Source organism: Lentzea aerocolonigenes, assembly GCF_000974445.1.
Lineage (GTDB): Bacteria > Actinomycetota > Actinomycetes > Mycobacteriales > Pseudonocardiaceae > Lentzea > Lentzea aerocolonigenes.
In genome coordinates this window covers 129133-146453 of the sequence record NZ_BBOJ01000001.1, presented here as the reverse complement: position 1 = coordinate 146453, position 17321 = coordinate 129133, and the positions used below count along the sequence as shown (strand labels likewise).

The following is a 17321-nucleotide window of genomic DNA, read 5'->3' as shown; positions in this document are numbered from 1 at the left end:
GCACCCAAGCATCGCAACACGAATCGCAGGTGAACGGTTACTCACGGGACAGTGCGGCTTCCTCCAGGTCCAGTTCGCGCAGCACCCGGAACAGGACCTCGTCATCTATCTCGCCGGCGTCCCGCGCCTTGATGAACTCGTCGCGTTCCGCGCTCAGCATCACCCTGCGCAGCCTCCGGTACGCGGCCGCCGGGCTCTCCTCCTCCTGGCGCCCGAGCCGTTCCCACGCGGCGTTGCCCCGGTGCTCAGCCAGCGCCCGCAGCTGGTCGCGCACGTGCTCGGGCACGTCCTCGATCTCCTCGTCCAGCCTGGTGACCGCCGCCTGCGCCGCCCGGTGCTGGATCTGGGCCTCCGCCAGCGCGTCCTTGCGGGCGTCGTCGCCCTCGAACCCGATCTTGTTGATCACCCACGGCAGCGTTGTGCCCTGCAGCAGCAAGGTCGAGACCGTGACCACGAAGGCGCAGAACAGGATGATCTCGCGGCCGGGCACCTCCGGCGGGATCGCGGCCGCGGCGGCGAGCGTGACGACACCGCGCATGCCCGCCCACGCGATCACCGTCACCTGACCCAGATGGGGCCACCGTTCTTTCTCGCGAAGGCGTTTGGACAGGAAGACCGGCAGGTAGGAGGCCGGGTACATCCACACGAACCTGGCCAGGACCGTCGCCAGCAGCACGGCACCGGCGCCCAGCAGCAGTCCGGCGTTCAGGTCGACGTCGTTGATGATCGTCGACACCTGCAGGCCGATGAGCGCGAAGACGAACGACTCCAGCAGCACGTCCACCGAACGCCACACCGCCGCGTCCTGCAGCCGCGTCGTGTAGGTGCCGCGCGGCGAGTGGTGGCCGACGTAGAGGCCGGCGACGACGACCGCCAGCACGCCGGAGAACTGGACGTCGGCGAACAGGTGCGGGCCTTCTTCCGCGAGCAGGTAGGCGCCGAACGGCACGAGCAGGCCCAGTGCGCTCTCCAGCACCCCCTCGCACAAGCGCTTGCGCAGGAAGCGGACCGCGACCCCGACGACGAGTCCCACCGCGATGCCACCAACCGTGACCAGCACGAACATTCCCACGCCCGCGACGGGGTGCATGGCCGTGCCGACCGTGGCCGCCACCGCGACCTTGAACGCGGTCAGCGCCGTGGCGTCGTTGATCAGGCTCTCACCGACCAGCAGCGTCATCGCCCGGCGTTGCAGCCCGAGTTTCCGCCCGATCGCGACGGCGGCGACGGCGTCCGGCGGCGCCACCACCGCACCCAGGACCAGCGCGGCCGCGAACGGCAGGTCCGGGAAGACCAGCTTCGCCGTCACACCCACCGCGAACGTCGTGAACAGCACCAGGCCGACCGCGAGCAGGCCGATCGGCCGCAGGTTCGCCCGGATGTTGAGGTACGAGCTGTCCAGCGCGGCGCTGTAGAGCAGCGGCGGCAGCACCAGGACCAGGATCAGGTGGGGATCGAGCTCGAACTCCGGCACCCCCGGTATGAACGAGACCACGAGCCCGACGGCCACCAGCACCAGCGGCGCCGACCAGTTCAGACGGCGCGCGATGGAGGTGACGACCAGCGCCCCGAGCAGCAGCAGCAAGAGTTCAGGCCCGACCATGCGCTCATTCTGCGTAAAGACGGCGCGCCTGACCTGTTCGCCAGCGGATGTGCGTGTCCCGTGAGGACTTTGCAATCCCTTTGGATTGATCGTCTAACGCTGTGATCGGCCCCACAGTACGGTCGGTTCGTGGCCAACCCGGACCTCGCCCGCATCGTCGCGGAGCACGACGAGGAGATGCCGTCGCGTTCGCTCTCACCCCGGTGGGAGCGGGCGCTGTGGATCGCCGGCCTGCTGATCGCACTCCTGGTGCTCAAGCAGGTCTTCTTCCCGTTCGCCAAGGGAAGCCAGTACTACCTGATCATCTTCCTGGCGGTGACGCTGCCGCTGGTGTTCCTGTCGTACGGCCGCGGGCACACGCCTCCCTGGTGGGACTGGGTGCTGGCGGCGCTCGCCTTCGTCGTCGGCGCCTATCCGCTGTTCGGGGGCTATGACGAGTTCCTGAACCGGCAGGGTCAGCTGACCACGCTGGACGTGATCGCGGGCGCGGTGCTGCTCGTGCTGATCCTGGAGGCGTGCCGGCGCACGACCGGCTGGGTGCTTCCGGTGGTGTGCCTGGCGTTCATCGCCTACGCCTACTACGGCGGGTTCCTGCCACCGTCGTGGTCGATCGCGCACTCCGGCGTCGACTTCTCCCAGATCATCAACGGGTTCTTCAACGACGCCAGCGGGTTCTACGGGACACCGCTCGACGTCGCGGCGACGTACATCGTGCTGTTCACGATCTACGGCGCGGTGCTGAACGCGTCCGGTGCGGGCAAGTTCTTCGTCGACATCAGCTTCGCCGCCTTCCGGAAGTCGCGGACGGCACCGGGGCGCACGGCGGCGACCGCGGGCTTCCTGCTGGGCACCGTCTCGGGTTCCGGCACCGCGACGACGGTGTCGCTGGGCGCCGTCACGTGGCCGATGCTGAAGAAGGCCGGGTATCCGAAGGAGAACGCGGGCGGGCTGCTCGCCGCGTCCGGCATCGGCGCGATCCTGTCGCCGCCGACCCTGGGCGCGGCGGCGTTCATCATCGCCGAATACCTGGAGGTCTCGTACCTGTCGGTGCTGATCTGGGCGGTCATCCCGACGCTGCTCTACTACCTCGGCATCGCGCTGGCGGTCGAGGCCGACGCGCGGCGGTTCGGGGCCAAGCCGGTCGACGTGGACGCGCCGCGGTTCCTCGACGTGCTGAAGCTCGGCTGGTACCACTTCCTGTCGCTCGGGATCATCATCGTGTTCCTGGCGCTGGACATCCCCGTCTACCGGGCCGTCGTGTACGCGACGGGTGTCGCCGCGCTGTTCGCGTTGATCAACCACCGGCGTGACTGGTTCCGGATGATGGCCGACGCGTTGTCGACCGGTGTGCGTTCGGCGTTCCCGGTGATCGCGGTGTGCGCGGCAGCCGGTGTGATCACGTCGACGATCACCAAGACCGGCCTGGGGCAAGCGCTTGCGGGGTCGTTGGTGGACCTGGCTTCCGCGGTGTCCTCGTCGCCGGTGGTCGTGCTGATGCTCACGGCGGTGCTCGCCGCGATCGCGGTGTCGGTGCTCGGTCTGGCCGTGCCGGTGACCGCGTCGTTCATCATCTCGTGGGTCGTGATCGGGCCGGCGTTGATCACGCTGGGCGTGGAGCCGGCCGAGACCGCGATGTTCATCTTCTACTACGCGGTGCTGTCCGAGGTGACGCCGCCGACGGCGCTGGCCGCGGTGGCCGCCGCCGCGCTGACCGGCGGCGACGTCATGAAGACCATGTGGCAGACGTGGAAGTACACGCTGCCCGCGTTCCTCGTGCCGCTGGCGTTCGTGCTGACCGAGGAGGGCTCCGCGCTGCTGTTGCGCGGGCCGTTGCTGGACTCGGTGTGGACGTTCGGGGCGTCCGCGCTGGGGGTCGCCGCCCTCGCCGTGCTGACGGGCGGCTGGCTGTTCGGTCCCGCGCGCTGGCCGGAACGCCTGTTGTGCGTGCCGGCGGCGTTGTTCCTGCTCTACCTGCAGCCGTTGACGATCGCCATCGGGGCCGGGTTCCTCGTGGTGGCCGTGGCGGTACACCTGGTTACCCGTGGGAGGGTTCGTGATGCTGCGTAAGTACGCGATCGGTGCGATCGCATTGGCGCTCGCGGTCTCGGGGTGTGGCGGCAAGCGCACGCCCACGACTCCGGACGCGTCGGGTGGCGGGGCGTCGTGCGAGGCGTCCGACGGCCGGATCACGATCGCGACCGGCAACTCCGGTGGCGTGTACTTCGTGGTCGGTGGCGGCCTGGCGAAGCTGATCAGCGACAACTCGAAGCTGAAGGCGTCGTCCGCAGAGACGGGCGCGTCCGTGCAGAACATCCAGCAGCTCGTGTCGGGCACGTACGACATCGCGTTCTCGCTGGCCGACACCGCCGCCGACGCGATCAACGGCGCCGGGGCGTTCAACGGCAAGAAGGAGAAGATCGCGGCGCTGTCGCGGATCTACCCGAACTACACGCAGGTGCTCGTCCGCGCCGACTCCGGGATCAACTCGGTGGCGGACATGAAGGGCAAGCGCATCTCGACCGGGTCGCCGAAGTCGGGCACCGAGGTGATCGCGGGCCGCCTGCTGAAGTCGGCGGGTCTCAACATCGACTCCGACGTTCAGGCCCAGCGGCTGGACCTGACCAAGACCGCGGACGGGATGAAGGACGGCAGCATCGACGGCCTGATCTGGTCGGGCGGGTTGCCCACGCCGCAGATCACGGACATCACGACGTCCCTCAAGGACAAGGTCGAGTTCATCGACATCACGCCGCAGCTGGCGGAGATGAAGAAGATCAGCCCCGTCTACGACACCGGGACGATCCCGGCCGCGACCTACGGGGCCGCGGAGGTCAAGACGATCGTCGTGCCGAACCTCCTGCTCGTGCGCGAGGACTTCGCGGCGAACAACGCGTGCGCGGTGACCAAGCTGCTCTTCGACAAGAAGTCCGACCTGGAGAAGGTGCACCCGGCCGTGAAGGACATCTCGAAGGACAAGGCGTCGGCCACCGACCCCGTTCCGCTGCACCCTGGGGCGAAGCAGGCACTGGGCTGAACTACGCTGGGGCATCGTGCGCGTCCTGGTCATCGGGTCTGGAGCCCGTGAGCATGCCCTTGTCCTCGCGTTGTCGCGCGACCCGCAGCTGACTGCTTTGGCGTGCGCGCCTGGCAACGCGGGCATCGCCGGGCACGCCGAAATCTACGGTGTGGACGTCGCAGACGCCTCCGCAGTCGCCACCCTCGCGAAGGAGTGGAAGGCAGACCTCGTCGTCATCGGCCCCGAACAACCACTGGTCGTCGGGGCCGCTGACGCCGTCCGAGCTGCGGGAATTCCGTGCTTCGGGCCTTCGAAGGCGGCTGCCAGGATCGAAGGTTCCAAGGCGTTCGCTAAGGACGTCATGAACGCGGCGGGGGTGCCGACCGCGCACAGCGAGGTCGTGGACAACCCGGCCCGGCTGGACGCCGCGCTGGCCCGCTTCGGCCCGACGTGGGTCGTGAAGGACGACGGCCTGGCCGCCGGCAAGGGCGTCGTGGTGACGTCGGACCTGGCCGCTGCCCGCGCGCACGCGATGACGTTGCTCGACGGCGGCCACCCGGTGCTGCTGGAGTCCTTCCTGGACGGTCCCGAGGTGTCGCTGTTCTGCGTCACCGACGGTGTTTCCGTCGTGCCGCTGATCCCGGCGCAGGACTTCAAGCGCGTGGGTGACGGAGACCACGGCCCGAACACCGGCGGCATGGGTGCGTACGCGCCACTGCCGTGGGCACCGTCCGGGCTCGTTGATGAAATCGTTTCGCGTTGTGTGCAGCCGGTGGTCGACGAGCTGCGCGCCCGCGAGACGCCGTTCGTCGGACTGCTGTACGCGGGCCTGGCGCTGACGTCGTCCGGCGTGCAGGTGATCGAGTTCAACTGCCGCTTCGGCGACCCGGAGACGCAGTCGGTGCTGGCTCTGCTGAAGTCGCCGATCTCCTCGCTGTTCCTGGCGGCCGCCACCGGCTCGCTGGGTTCGCTCGCTCCTCTGGAGTGGGAGAACGGCTACGCCGTGACCGTCGTCGTGGCGGCCGAGGGCTACCCGAGCGTGCCGCGCACCGGTGACGTGATCACCGGCGCCGAGGCCGAGGGCGTGCTGCACGCGGGCACCCGCCGCCGCGAGGACGGCGCCGTGGTCTCCGCCGGCGGCCGCGTGCTGTCGGTCGTGGGCACAGGCAAGTCACTCGCGAAGGCCCGTGAACGTGCCTACAAGCGCGTCGCGGACGTCCACCTCGCCGGCTCGCACCACCGTTCGGACATCGCGCTGAAGGCCGTCGACGGCAAGATCACGCTGCCGTGAGCCTCCTCGGATGCGTGCTGGGCGGGGCCGTGGGCGACGGCCTCGGCGCGCCGATCGAGTTCTCGTCGATCGACGTGATCCGCCGCCAGTACGGCCCCGAGGGCGTGGTTGACCTGCCTTCGCTGGAGATCACCGACGACACCCAGATGGTCCTCTTCACGTTGGAGGGCCTGCTGTTGGCGCGCCAGCACGGCGTCGACCCGTTGCTGACCGTGCGGGCCGCCTACGCGCGCTGGCTGCACACGCAGGGCGGCCCGCCGGTCGCCGACGACGGCTGGCTGATGTCGGACCAGCGCCTGCACTCACGGCGAGCGCCGGGCCACACCTGCATCACCGCGTTGAAGCACAACGAGAAGAACAACTCGAAGGGCTGCGGCGGCGTGATGCGCGCCGCCCCCGTCGCCTTGTGGTCGAGCGACGTCCGAGAGGTCTTCGAGCTGGCCGTGGGCACGGCGAAGATGACGCACCACCACCCGAGCGGCTACCTGTCGGCAGGCGTGCTGGCAGTGATCGTCCGTGCTCTGCTGGGAGGCGCGGACCTGCTGTCGGCAGCAGCTGTCGCACGTGCCGAACTGGTCCGCTGGGAAGGCCACGAGGAGCAGACCTCGTTGCTGGACAAGGTCGTCACCCTCGGCCCGCTGACCCCGGAAGAGATCGAGTCCGAACTCGGCGGCGGCTGGGTGGGCGAAGAAGCCCTCGCCATCGGCCTGCACGCCGCACTGGTAGCGCCCGACTTCGCAACGGCCGTGCGCGTCGCCGTGAACCACTCAGGCGACTCGGACTCGACGGGTTCGATCTGCGGCAACATCCTCGGCGCCCGAGACGGCGTCGCCGCGATTCCTCCTGATTGGCTCGCAGTCCTGGAACTGCGGGACGTGATCGAACGCCTGGCCCTCAGCTGGTGACCGGAATCCACAACTCGGCCGTGGCCGTGTCCCCGTTGATCTGCGTCTGCAACAGCGAAGGCCCCTCGACGCTCTGGTAGCTGTTGGACGGGAACCACTGCGTGTAGATGTCCCGCCACATGTACTGAATCGTCTCGGGGTAAGGCCCCTCGCTCCGGAACACGGCCCACGTGTTCTTGGGCACCGTCATGGTCTCCATGTCCTCGGGCGCCTGTTGCGTGGTGACCACACCCTGGAAGTAGTCGAGGTGATCACCCTCCTGGCTGCCCTCCTGGTTGGAGGTGATGGCGAGGAGACCTCCCGGCTCCCCGTCGCTGAGCGCTTTCATCCGCTCCAGCGTCGGCATGCCGATACCCTTGACGAACTCGACGATCGCGGGGTTCATCCCGAGGTGCACCAACGGCACCCGCGTCCCCCGCCCAACGACCTGGAACGCGTCCTTCTCGACGATGCGGTACTCCATGCTCGTACTCCCTTCAACGGTCAACCTGAACGTGAGAATCTGCTGCGACTGCAACGCTTTCTTCTGCAGTCGGGCCTCCTGCGGGCCCGTGTTGTGCATGGCCTTGAACGCCCTCGCAAAGGCCTCGTTGGACCCGTACCCCCACCTGACAGCGATGTCGAGCAGCGAGTCCTGTCCACTGAGGACCTCACTCGCCGCCCTCGTCAGCTTCCGGCGCCTGATGTACTCGCTGAGCGGAATCCCGGCGAGCGCACTGAAGAGCCGGCGCAGGTGGTACTCACTGGTGCCCGCGATCCGGGCGAGCAGCTTGACGTCGACCTCGCCTTCGAGGTCTTGCTCGATGCGGGCCATGGCCTCGTTGAGTCGTTCCAGCACGTGCTCAAAGCTATGGGGTGAGGTGGGCGCGCACCCGACTTCCTGTGCCCAGTCCGATCGCCTTCGCGGCAGGGACAGACCGGGCCACTACGTCTGGTTGTGCCAGCCGTGCGCGGCGTCCCGAACGCCAGCCTCCACGAGCATCGTGGCGGGCAAAACAGTGCAGGCGTCTAACACGGCCACGTCGCCGTGCCTGGCGTGGATACTGCCGAAACGGATGAGTCTGTTGAGGCGGGTGGCCCGTTCCCCCAGGCGGTCGCGTGCGTTCCTCCCCCAAGTCGCGGAAGTCACCGGAATCACCACCCGCCGCCAGCGGAAACGAAACGCAGAGTGACGTGGAACCAACGAGGGGTGGTCTTCGTCCAACCACAGGTACGTCTTACGCAGGCGTTGGTAACCTGCGAAGCGGGACCGAACCGTTACCAACCGTACGGGGGTAGGACGTCGTGACACAGGAGAACGCGGGGGCGGATGCCGTTCTCGGTGCCGGTGCGGGACTGGCTGGTGGCGCGGTGGCTGGTGCGGTCAGCGCGTTCAAGGCGGCTTCGTCGATCATGGACAGAATCTCGTCTGGTCCGTCGACGCAGCAGTTTCACGTCGACAAGGACACAGTCATGCAGGCCGGCAGGATCATCCACGACCAATGGATGCTCCTCAGGGACGCATACGGGCGCACGGTTCCCAAGCTGCGAATCGTCTCGATGGACGGCAAGGTCACTTCTGATGTCGTCAACGCCTGGAATGATCGACTGGTCTTTCACGATGATTCCTACGCCAACCGGATCATGCAGTACATGAAGGCCTTGGAGAGTCTTTCTGATCAGCTGAAAGAATCGGCGAAGCAGTACGGATTCACCGACGAAGAGATCATGACGACGTTCAGGCCGAAAGTGTGACGATGCGTATCTTCAATGTAGCTCTCGCGATCATCTGTGTGGCGATTGTGTCGGCTTGTACCGCCGGTGGTGAAAAGGGGAGTCCAACTCCCGCGCCGTCAACCGATTCATCGTCTAGCACTTCGGCGAACGATATTCCTGTGCGGCCAAAGAGTCTTGATCTCGGTTCTGTCGACACCTGCAAGTTGCTCACAGAAGACCAAATGAAGCAAATCAACGTGCTCTCTTCTCGGTCGGAGAATCTGGATCTGGTGGACGGGAAGCAATCTCCTGCCTGTCATTACTCCAATGAGGGTCGTTACACATATGCAGTTGGTGCGGTTACGCACGACGGTGTTTCGTATTGGCTCAAGGGTGGCGGCAACGTGACGACCAAGGTTGTCAAAGTCGCTGACTACGGTGCTGTGAAGATCGAGTTGTCGGGTGGAAGCGGTTTCGACTGTTCGATTTCCGTCGACGTCGCCGACGGGCAGCAGTTGATGGTGAGCTACATCCCGATGACGACCGGTGAAAAAGATCAGGCGGTGCTCTGCGGGAAGGCCGAGAAGGCTGCTGGTTTCGCGCTCGCGACGCTCAAGAATTTGAAGTGAGGGGGAGCCATGTCGGGTTATCGGCAGCTCACTGACTGGAACTTCGAAGGTTGGTCCAACCAGGAACTCGCGAATGAGGTCCAGAAGCTTTCTGGCACCTCGGTTGCTTCGAAGTTCAGCGAAGCATCCGCCGCATTGCGTGATCTTGCCAACACCCTGGAATCCGTCGACAGCACGATTCGGGGCGAGCTCAAGAAGCTCAAGATCGAGTGGGGCGGCGCTGCCGGCGAGAAGAGCCACGAGAAGACGGACGTGGTGGCCGCCGGCATCGACGACAGCAGTCAGGCATCTCAGCAGAACTCGCAGGCGATGACGCAGCAGGGCGAGAGCACCAGCACCGCCCGCCACAGCACGCCCAACTCGCAGGACCTTCGCGGCGATACCGAGACGAACCTGCTCGACAAGGGCGCGAGCCTCATCGGCATCGAGACCGACCACGCCGCCCAGGTCGAGGCCACGAACCAGGCGCGTCAGCAGGCGATCGACAGCCTCAGCGGCTACACGTCCAACAGCCAGGGCGCGTTGGACTCGTTCCGCACTCCGAACCAGCCGCCGGACATCGTGGTGACCAGCGGCGCCGTAGCCACCCCGGTGGGCACGCCCGTCAGCCCGCTCCAATCAGGCCCTCCCGGCATCCACGGCGGCCCGGGCTTCACCGGCACGCCAGGTACTCCCGGCACACCGGGCGTCCCCCTCGGTCCCACCCCGGGCATCCCCGGCAACAGCACCGGCGTCATCCCCGGCACCAGCACGCCCGGTCCCCTCGCGACCGGGCCTGGCCTGCCGAAGCCGTTCGGTTCGCCGTTGCCGATCGGTCTGACCGCGGCGACCGCTGCGGCGACCGGTCTCGCGGCCACCACGGGCAACGCTCGTGGGGCGCAGGTCGTCGGTGGCGGGCGCGGGCCCAGCCAGGCTCCGAAGACTCCCATCGCGCCCGCTGGCCCCAAGGGTGCGCCGAGCACAATCGGCGGCGACAAGCCCGGCGCCGGTGGAAAGCCTGGTGTGCCCGGCGGTCCTGGTGCGACCGGTGCCGCGGCCAAGAGCGGCGCGATGACGCCCGGCGGCGCCAGCGGTGTCGGACCCGAGGCGAACCGGCCGGGGGCCGGTGCCGGCAAGGGTGGTCCCGGTGGCAAGGGTTCCGGGTCGCTCATGTCTCCCGCGGCCGGCGCGGCCAAGGGTGAGGGCGACGAGGACGGCGAGCACGTGCGCAAGTACGGTGTCGACTCCGACGACGTGTTCGGCGACGAACGCATGGTGGTGCAGTCCGTCATCGGCGAAGACCCGAAGGACCAGTAATCCCTTGAGCTCACCAGGTTCTGTGGTTCTGTCCACAGTGGAGTTCGCCGTGGTCTGGGAGGCGCAACGCCTCCCGGCCGCGCACGTTGCGCTCGACACGCGGATTCCCTCCATCACCCACACCGAGAAGGCCGAGGTGGTGAAGCGGGCCTGGGAGTCGCTGGAGGCACGCGGCCTGGCCGTCAACGGCCGGGTCGTGCCCGAGCTCGCGGACGGGTTCGCCCTGCTGGCGAACCCGCAGGTGGCGATCGACCTGTGGATCTGGGCCGACCGGCAGATCAGCGGACTCGCCGCGGCGATCGGGGACGAGGCGATCCTGGCCGTGCAGGACCGCGACGAGATGTGGTTGATCGAGGCCCGCGGCACCGCTCTCGCCGAGGCGGCGGTGTCCGTCGCGGGTGAGATGCCCGCCGGGTTCGGGCGCTCGATCAGCCTCCCCTACGACGACCTCGTGGCCGCGGCCAAGGGCGTCGGACTGGATGCGCAGCGCATGATCACCACGTTGGAGCGTCAGGGAATGCGCCTCGGCGACGCCCAGGAGCTCGCCGGGATGCTCGACGGCACGACCACGCGTGGACAGTTCGGAGTGCAGCGCAACGGACAGCGCGCGGGCCGCGTCGTTTCCTTCCACGACACGCACAACGGCCGCTACCTCCGTCAGCTCAAGCCGAGCAGTGACGGACGCAAGTGGTGCACCATCACGCCCGTCGACAACCACCGCCTGGCCGGCTCCATCTGGGAGCTCCTGCAAGAGGTCTGATCGCGGAACGTCCGCGCTCACCCCTGCGTCTCACCCTCGAACATCACCCGACCGGCGTTGAAAGGGCGAATCCTCGCCCTTCTCGGCGCAATCAGTTCTATGGTCGTCGGGTAGACATCGAGGGGGTAGGCGCGCATGGCTGTGGCGAAGTTCAACAGCGAAGCCATGGAACAGTGCCGCACGACCGTGAGCAGTCAGGCCGGACAATTCGGCGCGATCGGTGACGGCTTTTCCAATCAGTACGGCAATCCGGACATTTTCGGAAAGCTCGGCGCTTCCAGTGCGATCTCCGGCGCGGTGACCACAATGGATCAGGCGGGCACCCAGGAGTTCGAGGCGGCCGAGAAGGTCCTGCGCAAGGTCGAGACCGCCCTCGACGCGATCCAGACCAACGTCGAGGACGTCGAGGAAGCCAACAAGAACTCCATGAAGGCGGTGTGACGTGAGCGCGATGGACGAGGTCGCCGCACTGCCCGGCGGAGCAGAGCTGGCCGCGCTCGCTGACAAGATCGAGACCGCGCAACCTCAGGCCGTGCGCGACATCGCGAGCCGCTGGAAGCAGGCAGCGGGCAAGTGCGGTGACCAGACGAACGTCCTGCAGAGGTCCGTCACCCAGCTGGACGGCGCCTGGGAGGGCAAGTCGGCGGACGGCTTCGTCGCCTACATGGGCAACCTCACCAAGTGCGGTACAGCGATGACCGACGCGCTCAACAACGCCGCGACCGACCTCGAGGCGGCCGCGAGCGCGCTGGAAACCGCGAAGTCCTCGATGACCCGCATCTGCGAGAACCTCCTGAGCCGCGCCCGCCAAACACGCCAGCAGCTCCACAACCAGCCGCAGGAAGACGTCGACAGCGTCATCCGCGGCTACTGCGCCGAAGCCCTCGGCGACGCGAACCCCGTCATCTCTCAGGCAGAAAGCGCCCTGAACGCCGCCGCGGGCACCCTGAAGGGCCGCCCCGGCGCGCTGTCGCCGAAGTTCTCCACCCTCGAAGACCCGAACACGCAGACCTTCACCCCGGCCCCCGGCAAGCCCGTCCAGTGGGCGCCGACCCCACCGCCCGACGACTCGACCAAGCAGTCCACAGCGGACTCGCAGCCGAAACCCGCCCCCGCTGACCACGGCGGCGGTGGTGGTGGAGGAGGTGGCGCTTCCGGTGGCGGCGGTGGCGGTGGCGGAGGCGGTGGTGATGGCGGCGGAGGCGTGGGCGGCCTCGGTTCCAGCGGCGGCCCGCCCTCGGGCAGCCCGCCTCCCGGCAACGTCGAGGAGTGGATCCGCGAGGCCATCAAGATCCTTCAGGCCAACGGCATCCCGGTCACCGAGGACAACATCGACGAGATCTGGAAGATCATCGAGAAGGAGTCCAGCGGCAACCCGCACGCCATCAACCTCTGGGACTCCAACGCCCAGAAGGGCACGCCCTCCAAGGGCTTGATGCAGTGCATCGACTCGACGTTCAACGCCCACAAGCTGCCCGGCCACGACGACATCTGGAACCCGGTCGACAACATCATCGCCGGCGTCCGCTACACGTTCTCGCGGTACGGAGGCTTCGAAGGACACCCAGGACTCAAGGCAATGTCCCAGGGCGGCGGTTACCAAGGGTATTAACGTCGCCCGATCGGGTCGGTTTTGTCCGGAACCCGGCACCTCTCCGTCAGGTATGTCGTGACGGAAAGGTGCCGGGTTTCGTTTGTCCACACCCACACGGGTAGTCAATGTCCGGAAACACTGTTGCAGTTTCTCTCGCTAATGCGGAAGTTGCGCGGGGGGCGGCCGAAGGAGAAGGGGCGGGAGAGACGAGGACGCGGGCTGGGTGACGGGTCGGGCAGAGGGCGGACAGTGGGTCCGGCCGGTGTCGGCGCGGGAGGCATGGGCTTGGCAAGACGCGTGGCTTGTGGCGGCCCAGGGGCGCGGGCCGGTCAGGGAGGTTCGGAGGAGATGGTGAGCCCCGGCAGTGTCGGCTGGGGCGGAGATGGCGGGCCCGACGGGTGGAATGGCGGGCCCGACGGGTGGATCGGGACAGGCGGTTGGGGCGAGATGGCGCGCCCCGGCGGCGGGGTGGGGAGTTAGCCTGGCGGCATGCTGACCGTGGCTGCCCGCGCCGACGTCCCGCCCTTCCACGTCATGGACGTGTTGTCTGCTGCTGCGCTTCGGCAGCGGACGCACGGGGACGTGGTTTCGCTGGCTGCTGGGCAGCCTTCGAGTCCGGCGCCGCGGCCTGTGCGGGAGGCGGCGGTTCGGGCCCTTGGCGAGCAGGCGTTGGGGTACACCGAGCAGCTGGGGATTCCTGAGCTTCGGGGTGCCATTGCCGGGCACTACCGACGGCAGTACGGGCTTGATGTGGTCGCGGACGATGTTGTGGTCACCACGGGGTCGTCCGGGGCGTTCACGTTGGCGTTCTTGGCCGCGTTCGACGCCGGGGATCGGGTTGCCTTGGCGCGGCCCGGATATCCGGCCTACCGGAACATCCTGAAGGCGTTGGGGTGTGAGGTTGTCGAGTTGCCCTGCGGGCCCGAGACGCGGTTCCAGCCCACGGTCGAGATGCTCGATCCGAGCCTCAAGGGTGTGATCGTGGCCAGTCCGGCCAATCCCACTGGGACCGTTGCCGACGTCGCGCCCATTGCGCGGTGGTGTGCGGACAACGGGGTTCAGCTGGTCAGCGACGAGATCTACCACGGGATCAGTTACGGCGCGCCGCTCAGGTGTGCCTGGGAGTTCAGCAGGGATGCGATCGTCGTGAACTCCTTCTCCAAGGCGTTCGCGATGACCGGGTGGCGGCTCGGGTGGATGTTGTTGCCGGAGCGGTTGCGGCGGGCCGTGGATTGTTTGACGGGCAACTTCACGCTTTGCCCTCCTGCGTTGGCGCAGTACGCCGCGGTTGAGGCGTTTCACCCGGACGCGTACGCGGAGACGGCCGGGCATCTGAAGCGGTACAAGACCAATCGCGACCTGCTGTTGGAAGGCTTGACGAACCTCGGGATCGACAAGTTGGCGCCGGCGGACGGGGCGTTCTACGTCTACGCGGACGTCCGACACCTCACGGACGACTCGATGGGGTTCTGCCGGCGGTTCCTGGACGACACCGGGGTGGCGATCGTGCCCGGCATCGACTTCGACCCCGTGGACGGGCACCACTTCGTGCGGATGTCGTTCGCCGGGGCCACACAGGACATCGAGGAAGCCCTCCGACGGCTGAAGGCCTGGCTCTGAGAGTCCCGGAGTTTCAGAGTCTCGGAGTCCCAGAGCCTCGGGCTCTCGGAGCCTCGGATTCCCGGACTCCCGGGCTCCCGGACTCCTGGGCTCTCGGAGCCTCGGATTCCCGGACTCCCGGGCTCCCGGACTCCTGGGCTCTCGGAGCCTCGGATTCCCGGACTCCCGGGCTCCCGGACTCCTGGGCTCTCGGAGCCTCGGATTCCCGGACTCCCGGGCTCCCGGACTCCTGGGCTCTCGGAGCCTCGGACTCCCGGACTCCCGGGCTCCCGGACTCCTGGGCTCTCGGAGCCTCGGACTCCCGGGCTCCCGGGCTCCCGGGCTCCCGGGCTCCCGGGCTCCCGGGCTCCCGGAGCCCCGGACTCCCGGAGCCTCGGACCCCCGGACCCCCGGAGACCCAAAGCCCCGAAGTCCCGGAGAAGCCCCGAACCCGAAAACCCCGAGAGCCCGAAGAGCAACAAAGCACGCCCGTCGCACGTTCACAGGAGGAGAAGGGGAGGAACCCATGTGGGCGATCATCGGTTGGCTGGTGGCGATCTGGATCGTGCTGGCCGTCGTCGGGGCTGTCGTCAAAGGCCTTTTCTGGCTCGCTGTGATTGGAGGACTACTCCTCGCAGGCACGGCGGCTTACGGTGCGATCAAATCCAGGCGATGACCCTGGATTAAACCGAACGAACCGCTCACCATGGGGCGGTGTTGCTAGCCAACGAGGCCCGCCTCGAGCGGTGGGAGCGAAAGGTCGAGTGGCCGTTGACGGCGCTCGCCGTGCTGTTCCTCGTCGCCTACGCGTGGCAGGTGTTCGACGACCACGGGGCGATGCACTTCACGTTGGAAATCGTGTTGTGGCTGGTCTGGGGCGTGTTCGCGGTGGACTACGTGACCAGGTTGACGCTTGCCGACGACAAGATCAGGTTTCTCAAAACGCACGTTTTCGACCTCGCGGCCGTTGTTCTTCCGATGGTCCGTCAGCTCAGAGTGCTGCGGTTGATCACCGTTATCACGTTGCTCAACAAGAAGTTCCAGCACAAGATCAGGCAGCGGGTCAGCATTTACGTGGCGGGTGTGACGGCGCTCGTCGTCTTTTGTGCGAGCCTTGCCGTGCTGGACGCGGAAAGGCACGCGGAAAACGCCAGCATCACCACGTTCGGGGACGCCTTGTGGTGGACGCTGACCACCATGTCGACGGTCGGGTACGGCGACCGGTTCCCCGTCACGGCCGAGGGGCGGCTGGTCGCCGGGTTGCTCATGGTCGGCGGCATCGCGCTGCTCGGTGTCATCACCGGCACGATCGCCAGCTGGCTCGTCGAGAAGCTGCGCGGCGTCGAGGAGGCCGAGCTCGAGACCGCTCAGGAGCTGCGGAGCCTACGCGCCGAGATCGCCGAACTCCGTGCGGAGCTCAAGGCGCGCAGCAGCAGCTGACGTCCACAGGCGCGCGTCCCAGCCCGCAGCCAAAGCACCCTCCACATTGGACGTCCGGTCGTCGAAGAAGATCACGTCGGACGACCCGATCACGGACTCCACGTGCCGCCAGATCTCCAGGTCCGGTTTCGCCAGGCCCAGGTCTCCGGAGAACACCAGGTGCCGGAAGTGCTTGGCCCACGGGACCTTCTCTGCCAGCCGCGCGAACGTCGCCGGCGCGTTCGACAGCAGCGCCAGCGGCACGCCCAGCGAAGACAGGTCCTCGATCAACGCAACGGTGTCCATCACCGGGTCGTCCAGCCAACCGGCGTTGTCGAGAGCAGTCATCTCGCGCACCACCGAGGAGTCGAACGAGAGCCCCAGCGCCGACCCGATCAACGACCAGTACTCGGCGTCCGATCCGCCGCGGTCGTACGCGTCGCGGTCCCAGTACGCGGCCTCGAACGCGTCCAGCGAGACCCCGAGCCTCGCGGCCATGAGAGGCAGCGCCGGGTTCCGCTGGCTGATGACCTCGCCGAAGTCGAACACGATCCAGCGCATCAGGCGTTCTCCCGCAGCCGGCGCAGCAGTTCGGTGATGTCCGACGAGTCCACGTCGCCGTGCGTCACGAACCTGACCTTGCCGGCCATCGGGCTCGCGAACACCCCCACGTCACGCAGCACGGCCAGGGTCTTCTCCACGTCCGGGACCGACGCCATCACGATGTTCGTCGCCGGCTCTGCGACCTCCCACCCGAGCGTCCGCAGCCCGGCGGCCAGGGCGGAAGCGTTGGCGTGGTCGTCGGCCAGACGGTCGATCCGGTCCAGCGCGACCAGGCCGGCCGCCGCCAGCACGCCGCCCTGCCGGACACCGCCGCCGAGCATCTTCCGCACCCTGCGCGCCTCGACCACGAACGACGAGGACCCCGCCACGACCGACCCGACCGGCGCCCCGAGTCCCTTCGACAGGCACACCTGCACGGTGTCCGCGCCCACGGTCAGCGCGGTGGGCGGCACCCCCAGCGCCACCGACGCGTTCCACAGCCGGGCGCCGTCCAGGTGCACCGCCAGCCCGACGGACCGGGCGGCCGACACCAGCAACGCGTGCTGGTCGGGCTCCGTCACCGTGCCGCCGGACGCGTTGTGCGTGTTCTCCAGGCACAACAACGTCGTGCGCAGGCCGTAGTAAGGAGACTCGCCACCACCGGCGGCCACCACGGCCTCGGGTGAGAGGACCGGGAGTCCGTGCGGCATCCCGCCGGCCAGCCACGCGGCGGTCCCGAGCTCGGCGTCCAGCACGTGCGCGCCCAGGGGCGCCAGGAACCGGTCACCGCGGGAGAGGTGCAGGAACAACGCGATCAGGTTGCCCATGGACCCCGACGGCACCCACAGCGCGGCCTCGACGCCGAGCAGGGCCGCGACCCGCTCTTCCAACGCCGCCATCGTGGGGTCGTGGTCCAGCACGTCGTCGCCGACCTCGGCCGCCGCCATCGCGCGGCGCATTTCCTCGTCCGG

General features: G+C 67.8%; 17 protein-coding genes. 13 read left to right on the top strand and 4 right to left on the bottom strand.

Features of this window, described 5'->3' with window-relative positions; all coding sequences use genetic code 11:
- Positions 1-37: 37 nt before the first annotated feature.
- Complete coding sequence (locus tag AOM45_RS00730) at positions 38-1603, bottom strand: Na+/H+ antiporter (RefSeq protein WP_030465857.1); 1566 nt, start codon at positions 1601-1603, stop codon at positions 38-40.
- Positions 1604-1780: 177 nt separating this feature from the next.
- Between AOM45_RS00730 and AOM45_RS00725 the strand changes: the two genes are divergently transcribed.
- Genes AOM45_RS00725 through AOM45_RS00710 form a run of 4 tightly spaced genes read left to right on the top strand, consistent with a single transcriptional unit; the run spans position 1781 to position 6815 of the window.
- Positions 1781-3670 (top strand): TRAP transporter permease, encoded by a 1890-nt coding sequence (locus tag AOM45_RS00725; protein ID WP_081901893.1) that lies wholly within the window; start codon positions 1781-1783, stop codon positions 3668-3670.
- Positions 3660-4637 carry a TAXI family TRAP transporter solute-binding subunit gene (locus AOM45_RS00720; protein WP_030465859.1) on the top strand — a complete coding sequence of 326 codons (978 nt, stop codon included), beginning with the start codon at positions 3660-3662 and terminating at the stop codon, positions 4635-4637. The genes AOM45_RS00725 and AOM45_RS00720 overlap by 11 nt, the downstream gene beginning before the upstream one ends.
- Before the next feature lie 16 nt (positions 4638-4653).
- Positions 4654-5910 carry a phosphoribosylamine--glycine ligase gene (gene purD / locus AOM45_RS00715; protein ID WP_030465860.1) on the top strand — a complete coding sequence of 419 codons (1257 nt, stop codon included), beginning with the start codon at positions 4654-4656 and terminating at the stop codon, positions 5908-5910.
- On the top strand, positions 5907-6815 hold the full coding sequence (locus AOM45_RS00710; RefSeq protein WP_030465861.1) for an ADP-ribosylglycohydrolase family protein: 909 nt from the start codon (positions 5907-5909) through the stop codon (positions 6813-6815). Before purD ends, AOM45_RS00710 begins: the two co-directional genes overlap by 4 nt.
- Here AOM45_RS00710 and AOM45_RS00705 read toward each other — a convergent pair.
- Positions 6805-7653: an AraC family transcriptional regulator gene (locus AOM45_RS00705; protein ID WP_030465862.1), complete on the bottom strand. Its 849-nt coding sequence runs from the start codon at positions 7651-7653 to the stop codon at positions 6805-6807. The genes AOM45_RS00710 and AOM45_RS00705 overlap by 11 nt on opposite strands.
- Positions 7654-8099: 446 nt before the next feature.
- On the opposite strand from AOM45_RS00705, the gene AOM45_RS00695 reads away from it, so the two are divergent.
- From AOM45_RS00695 to AOM45_RS00660, 9 genes are all read left to right on the top strand, one after another.
- Positions 8100-8549 (top strand): hypothetical protein, encoded by a 450-nt coding sequence (locus AOM45_RS00695; protein ID WP_156093609.1) that lies wholly within the window; start codon positions 8100-8102, stop codon positions 8547-8549.
- Between the two features lie 2 nt (positions 8550-8551).
- Entirely contained in the window at positions 8552-9139 is a 588-nt protein-coding gene (locus AOM45_RS49040) for a DUF3558 domain-containing protein (RefSeq protein ID WP_156093610.1), read from the top strand.
- 9 nt (positions 9140-9148) lie between these two features.
- Positions 9149-10435, top strand: a complete 1287-nt coding sequence (locus tag AOM45_RS00685; RefSeq protein ID WP_030465866.1) for a PPE domain-containing protein — start codon at positions 9149-9151, stop codon at positions 10433-10435.
- 22 nt (positions 10436-10457) lie between these two features.
- On the top strand, positions 10458-11195 hold the full coding sequence (locus AOM45_RS00680; protein WP_236703033.1) for an ESX secretion-associated protein EspG: 738 nt from the start codon (positions 10458-10460) through the stop codon (positions 11193-11195).
- A gap of 135 nt (positions 11196-11330) precedes the next feature.
- Complete coding sequence (locus tag AOM45_RS00675) at positions 11331-11636, top strand: hypothetical protein (protein WP_030465868.1); 306 nt, start codon at positions 11331-11333, stop codon at positions 11634-11636.
- A 1-nt stretch (position 11637) separates the two neighbouring features.
- Complete coding sequence (locus tag AOM45_RS00670) at positions 11638-12807, top strand: transglycosylase SLT domain-containing protein (RefSeq protein ID WP_236703032.1); 1170 nt, start codon at positions 11638-11640, stop codon at positions 12805-12807.
- 471 nt (positions 12808-13278) lie between these two features.
- The gene (locus tag AOM45_RS00665; RefSeq protein ID WP_030465870.1) at positions 13279-14409 is read left to right on the top strand and encodes a pyridoxal phosphate-dependent aminotransferase; all 1131 of its coding nucleotides are present in this window, start codon (positions 13279-13281) and stop codon (positions 14407-14409) included.
- A 505-nt stretch (positions 14410-14914) separates the two neighbouring features.
- A complete protein-coding gene (locus AOM45_RS51640; protein ID WP_030465871.1) occupies positions 14915-15064 on the top strand; it encodes a hypothetical protein in 150 nt (49 codons plus the stop codon).
- Between the two features lie 38 nt (positions 15065-15102).
- Complete coding sequence (locus AOM45_RS00660; protein ID WP_030465872.1) at positions 15103-15828, top strand: potassium channel family protein; 726 nt, start codon at positions 15103-15105, stop codon at positions 15826-15828.
- On the opposite strand, the gene AOM45_RS00655 is transcribed toward AOM45_RS00660, so the two are convergent.
- Positions 15772-16368 (bottom strand): HAD-IA family hydrolase, encoded by a 597-nt coding sequence (locus AOM45_RS00655; protein ID WP_035909202.1) that lies wholly within the window; start codon positions 16366-16368, stop codon positions 15772-15774. The two genes, AOM45_RS00660 and AOM45_RS00655, sit on opposite strands and share 57 nt — an antisense overlap.
- On the bottom strand, positions 16368-17309 hold the full coding sequence (locus AOM45_RS00650; RefSeq protein ID WP_051782877.1) for a threonine aldolase family protein: 942 nt from the start codon (positions 17307-17309) through the stop codon (positions 16368-16370). The genes AOM45_RS00655 and AOM45_RS00650 overlap by 1 nt, the downstream gene beginning before the upstream one ends.
- Between the last annotated feature and the right edge of the window lie 12 nt (positions 17310-17321).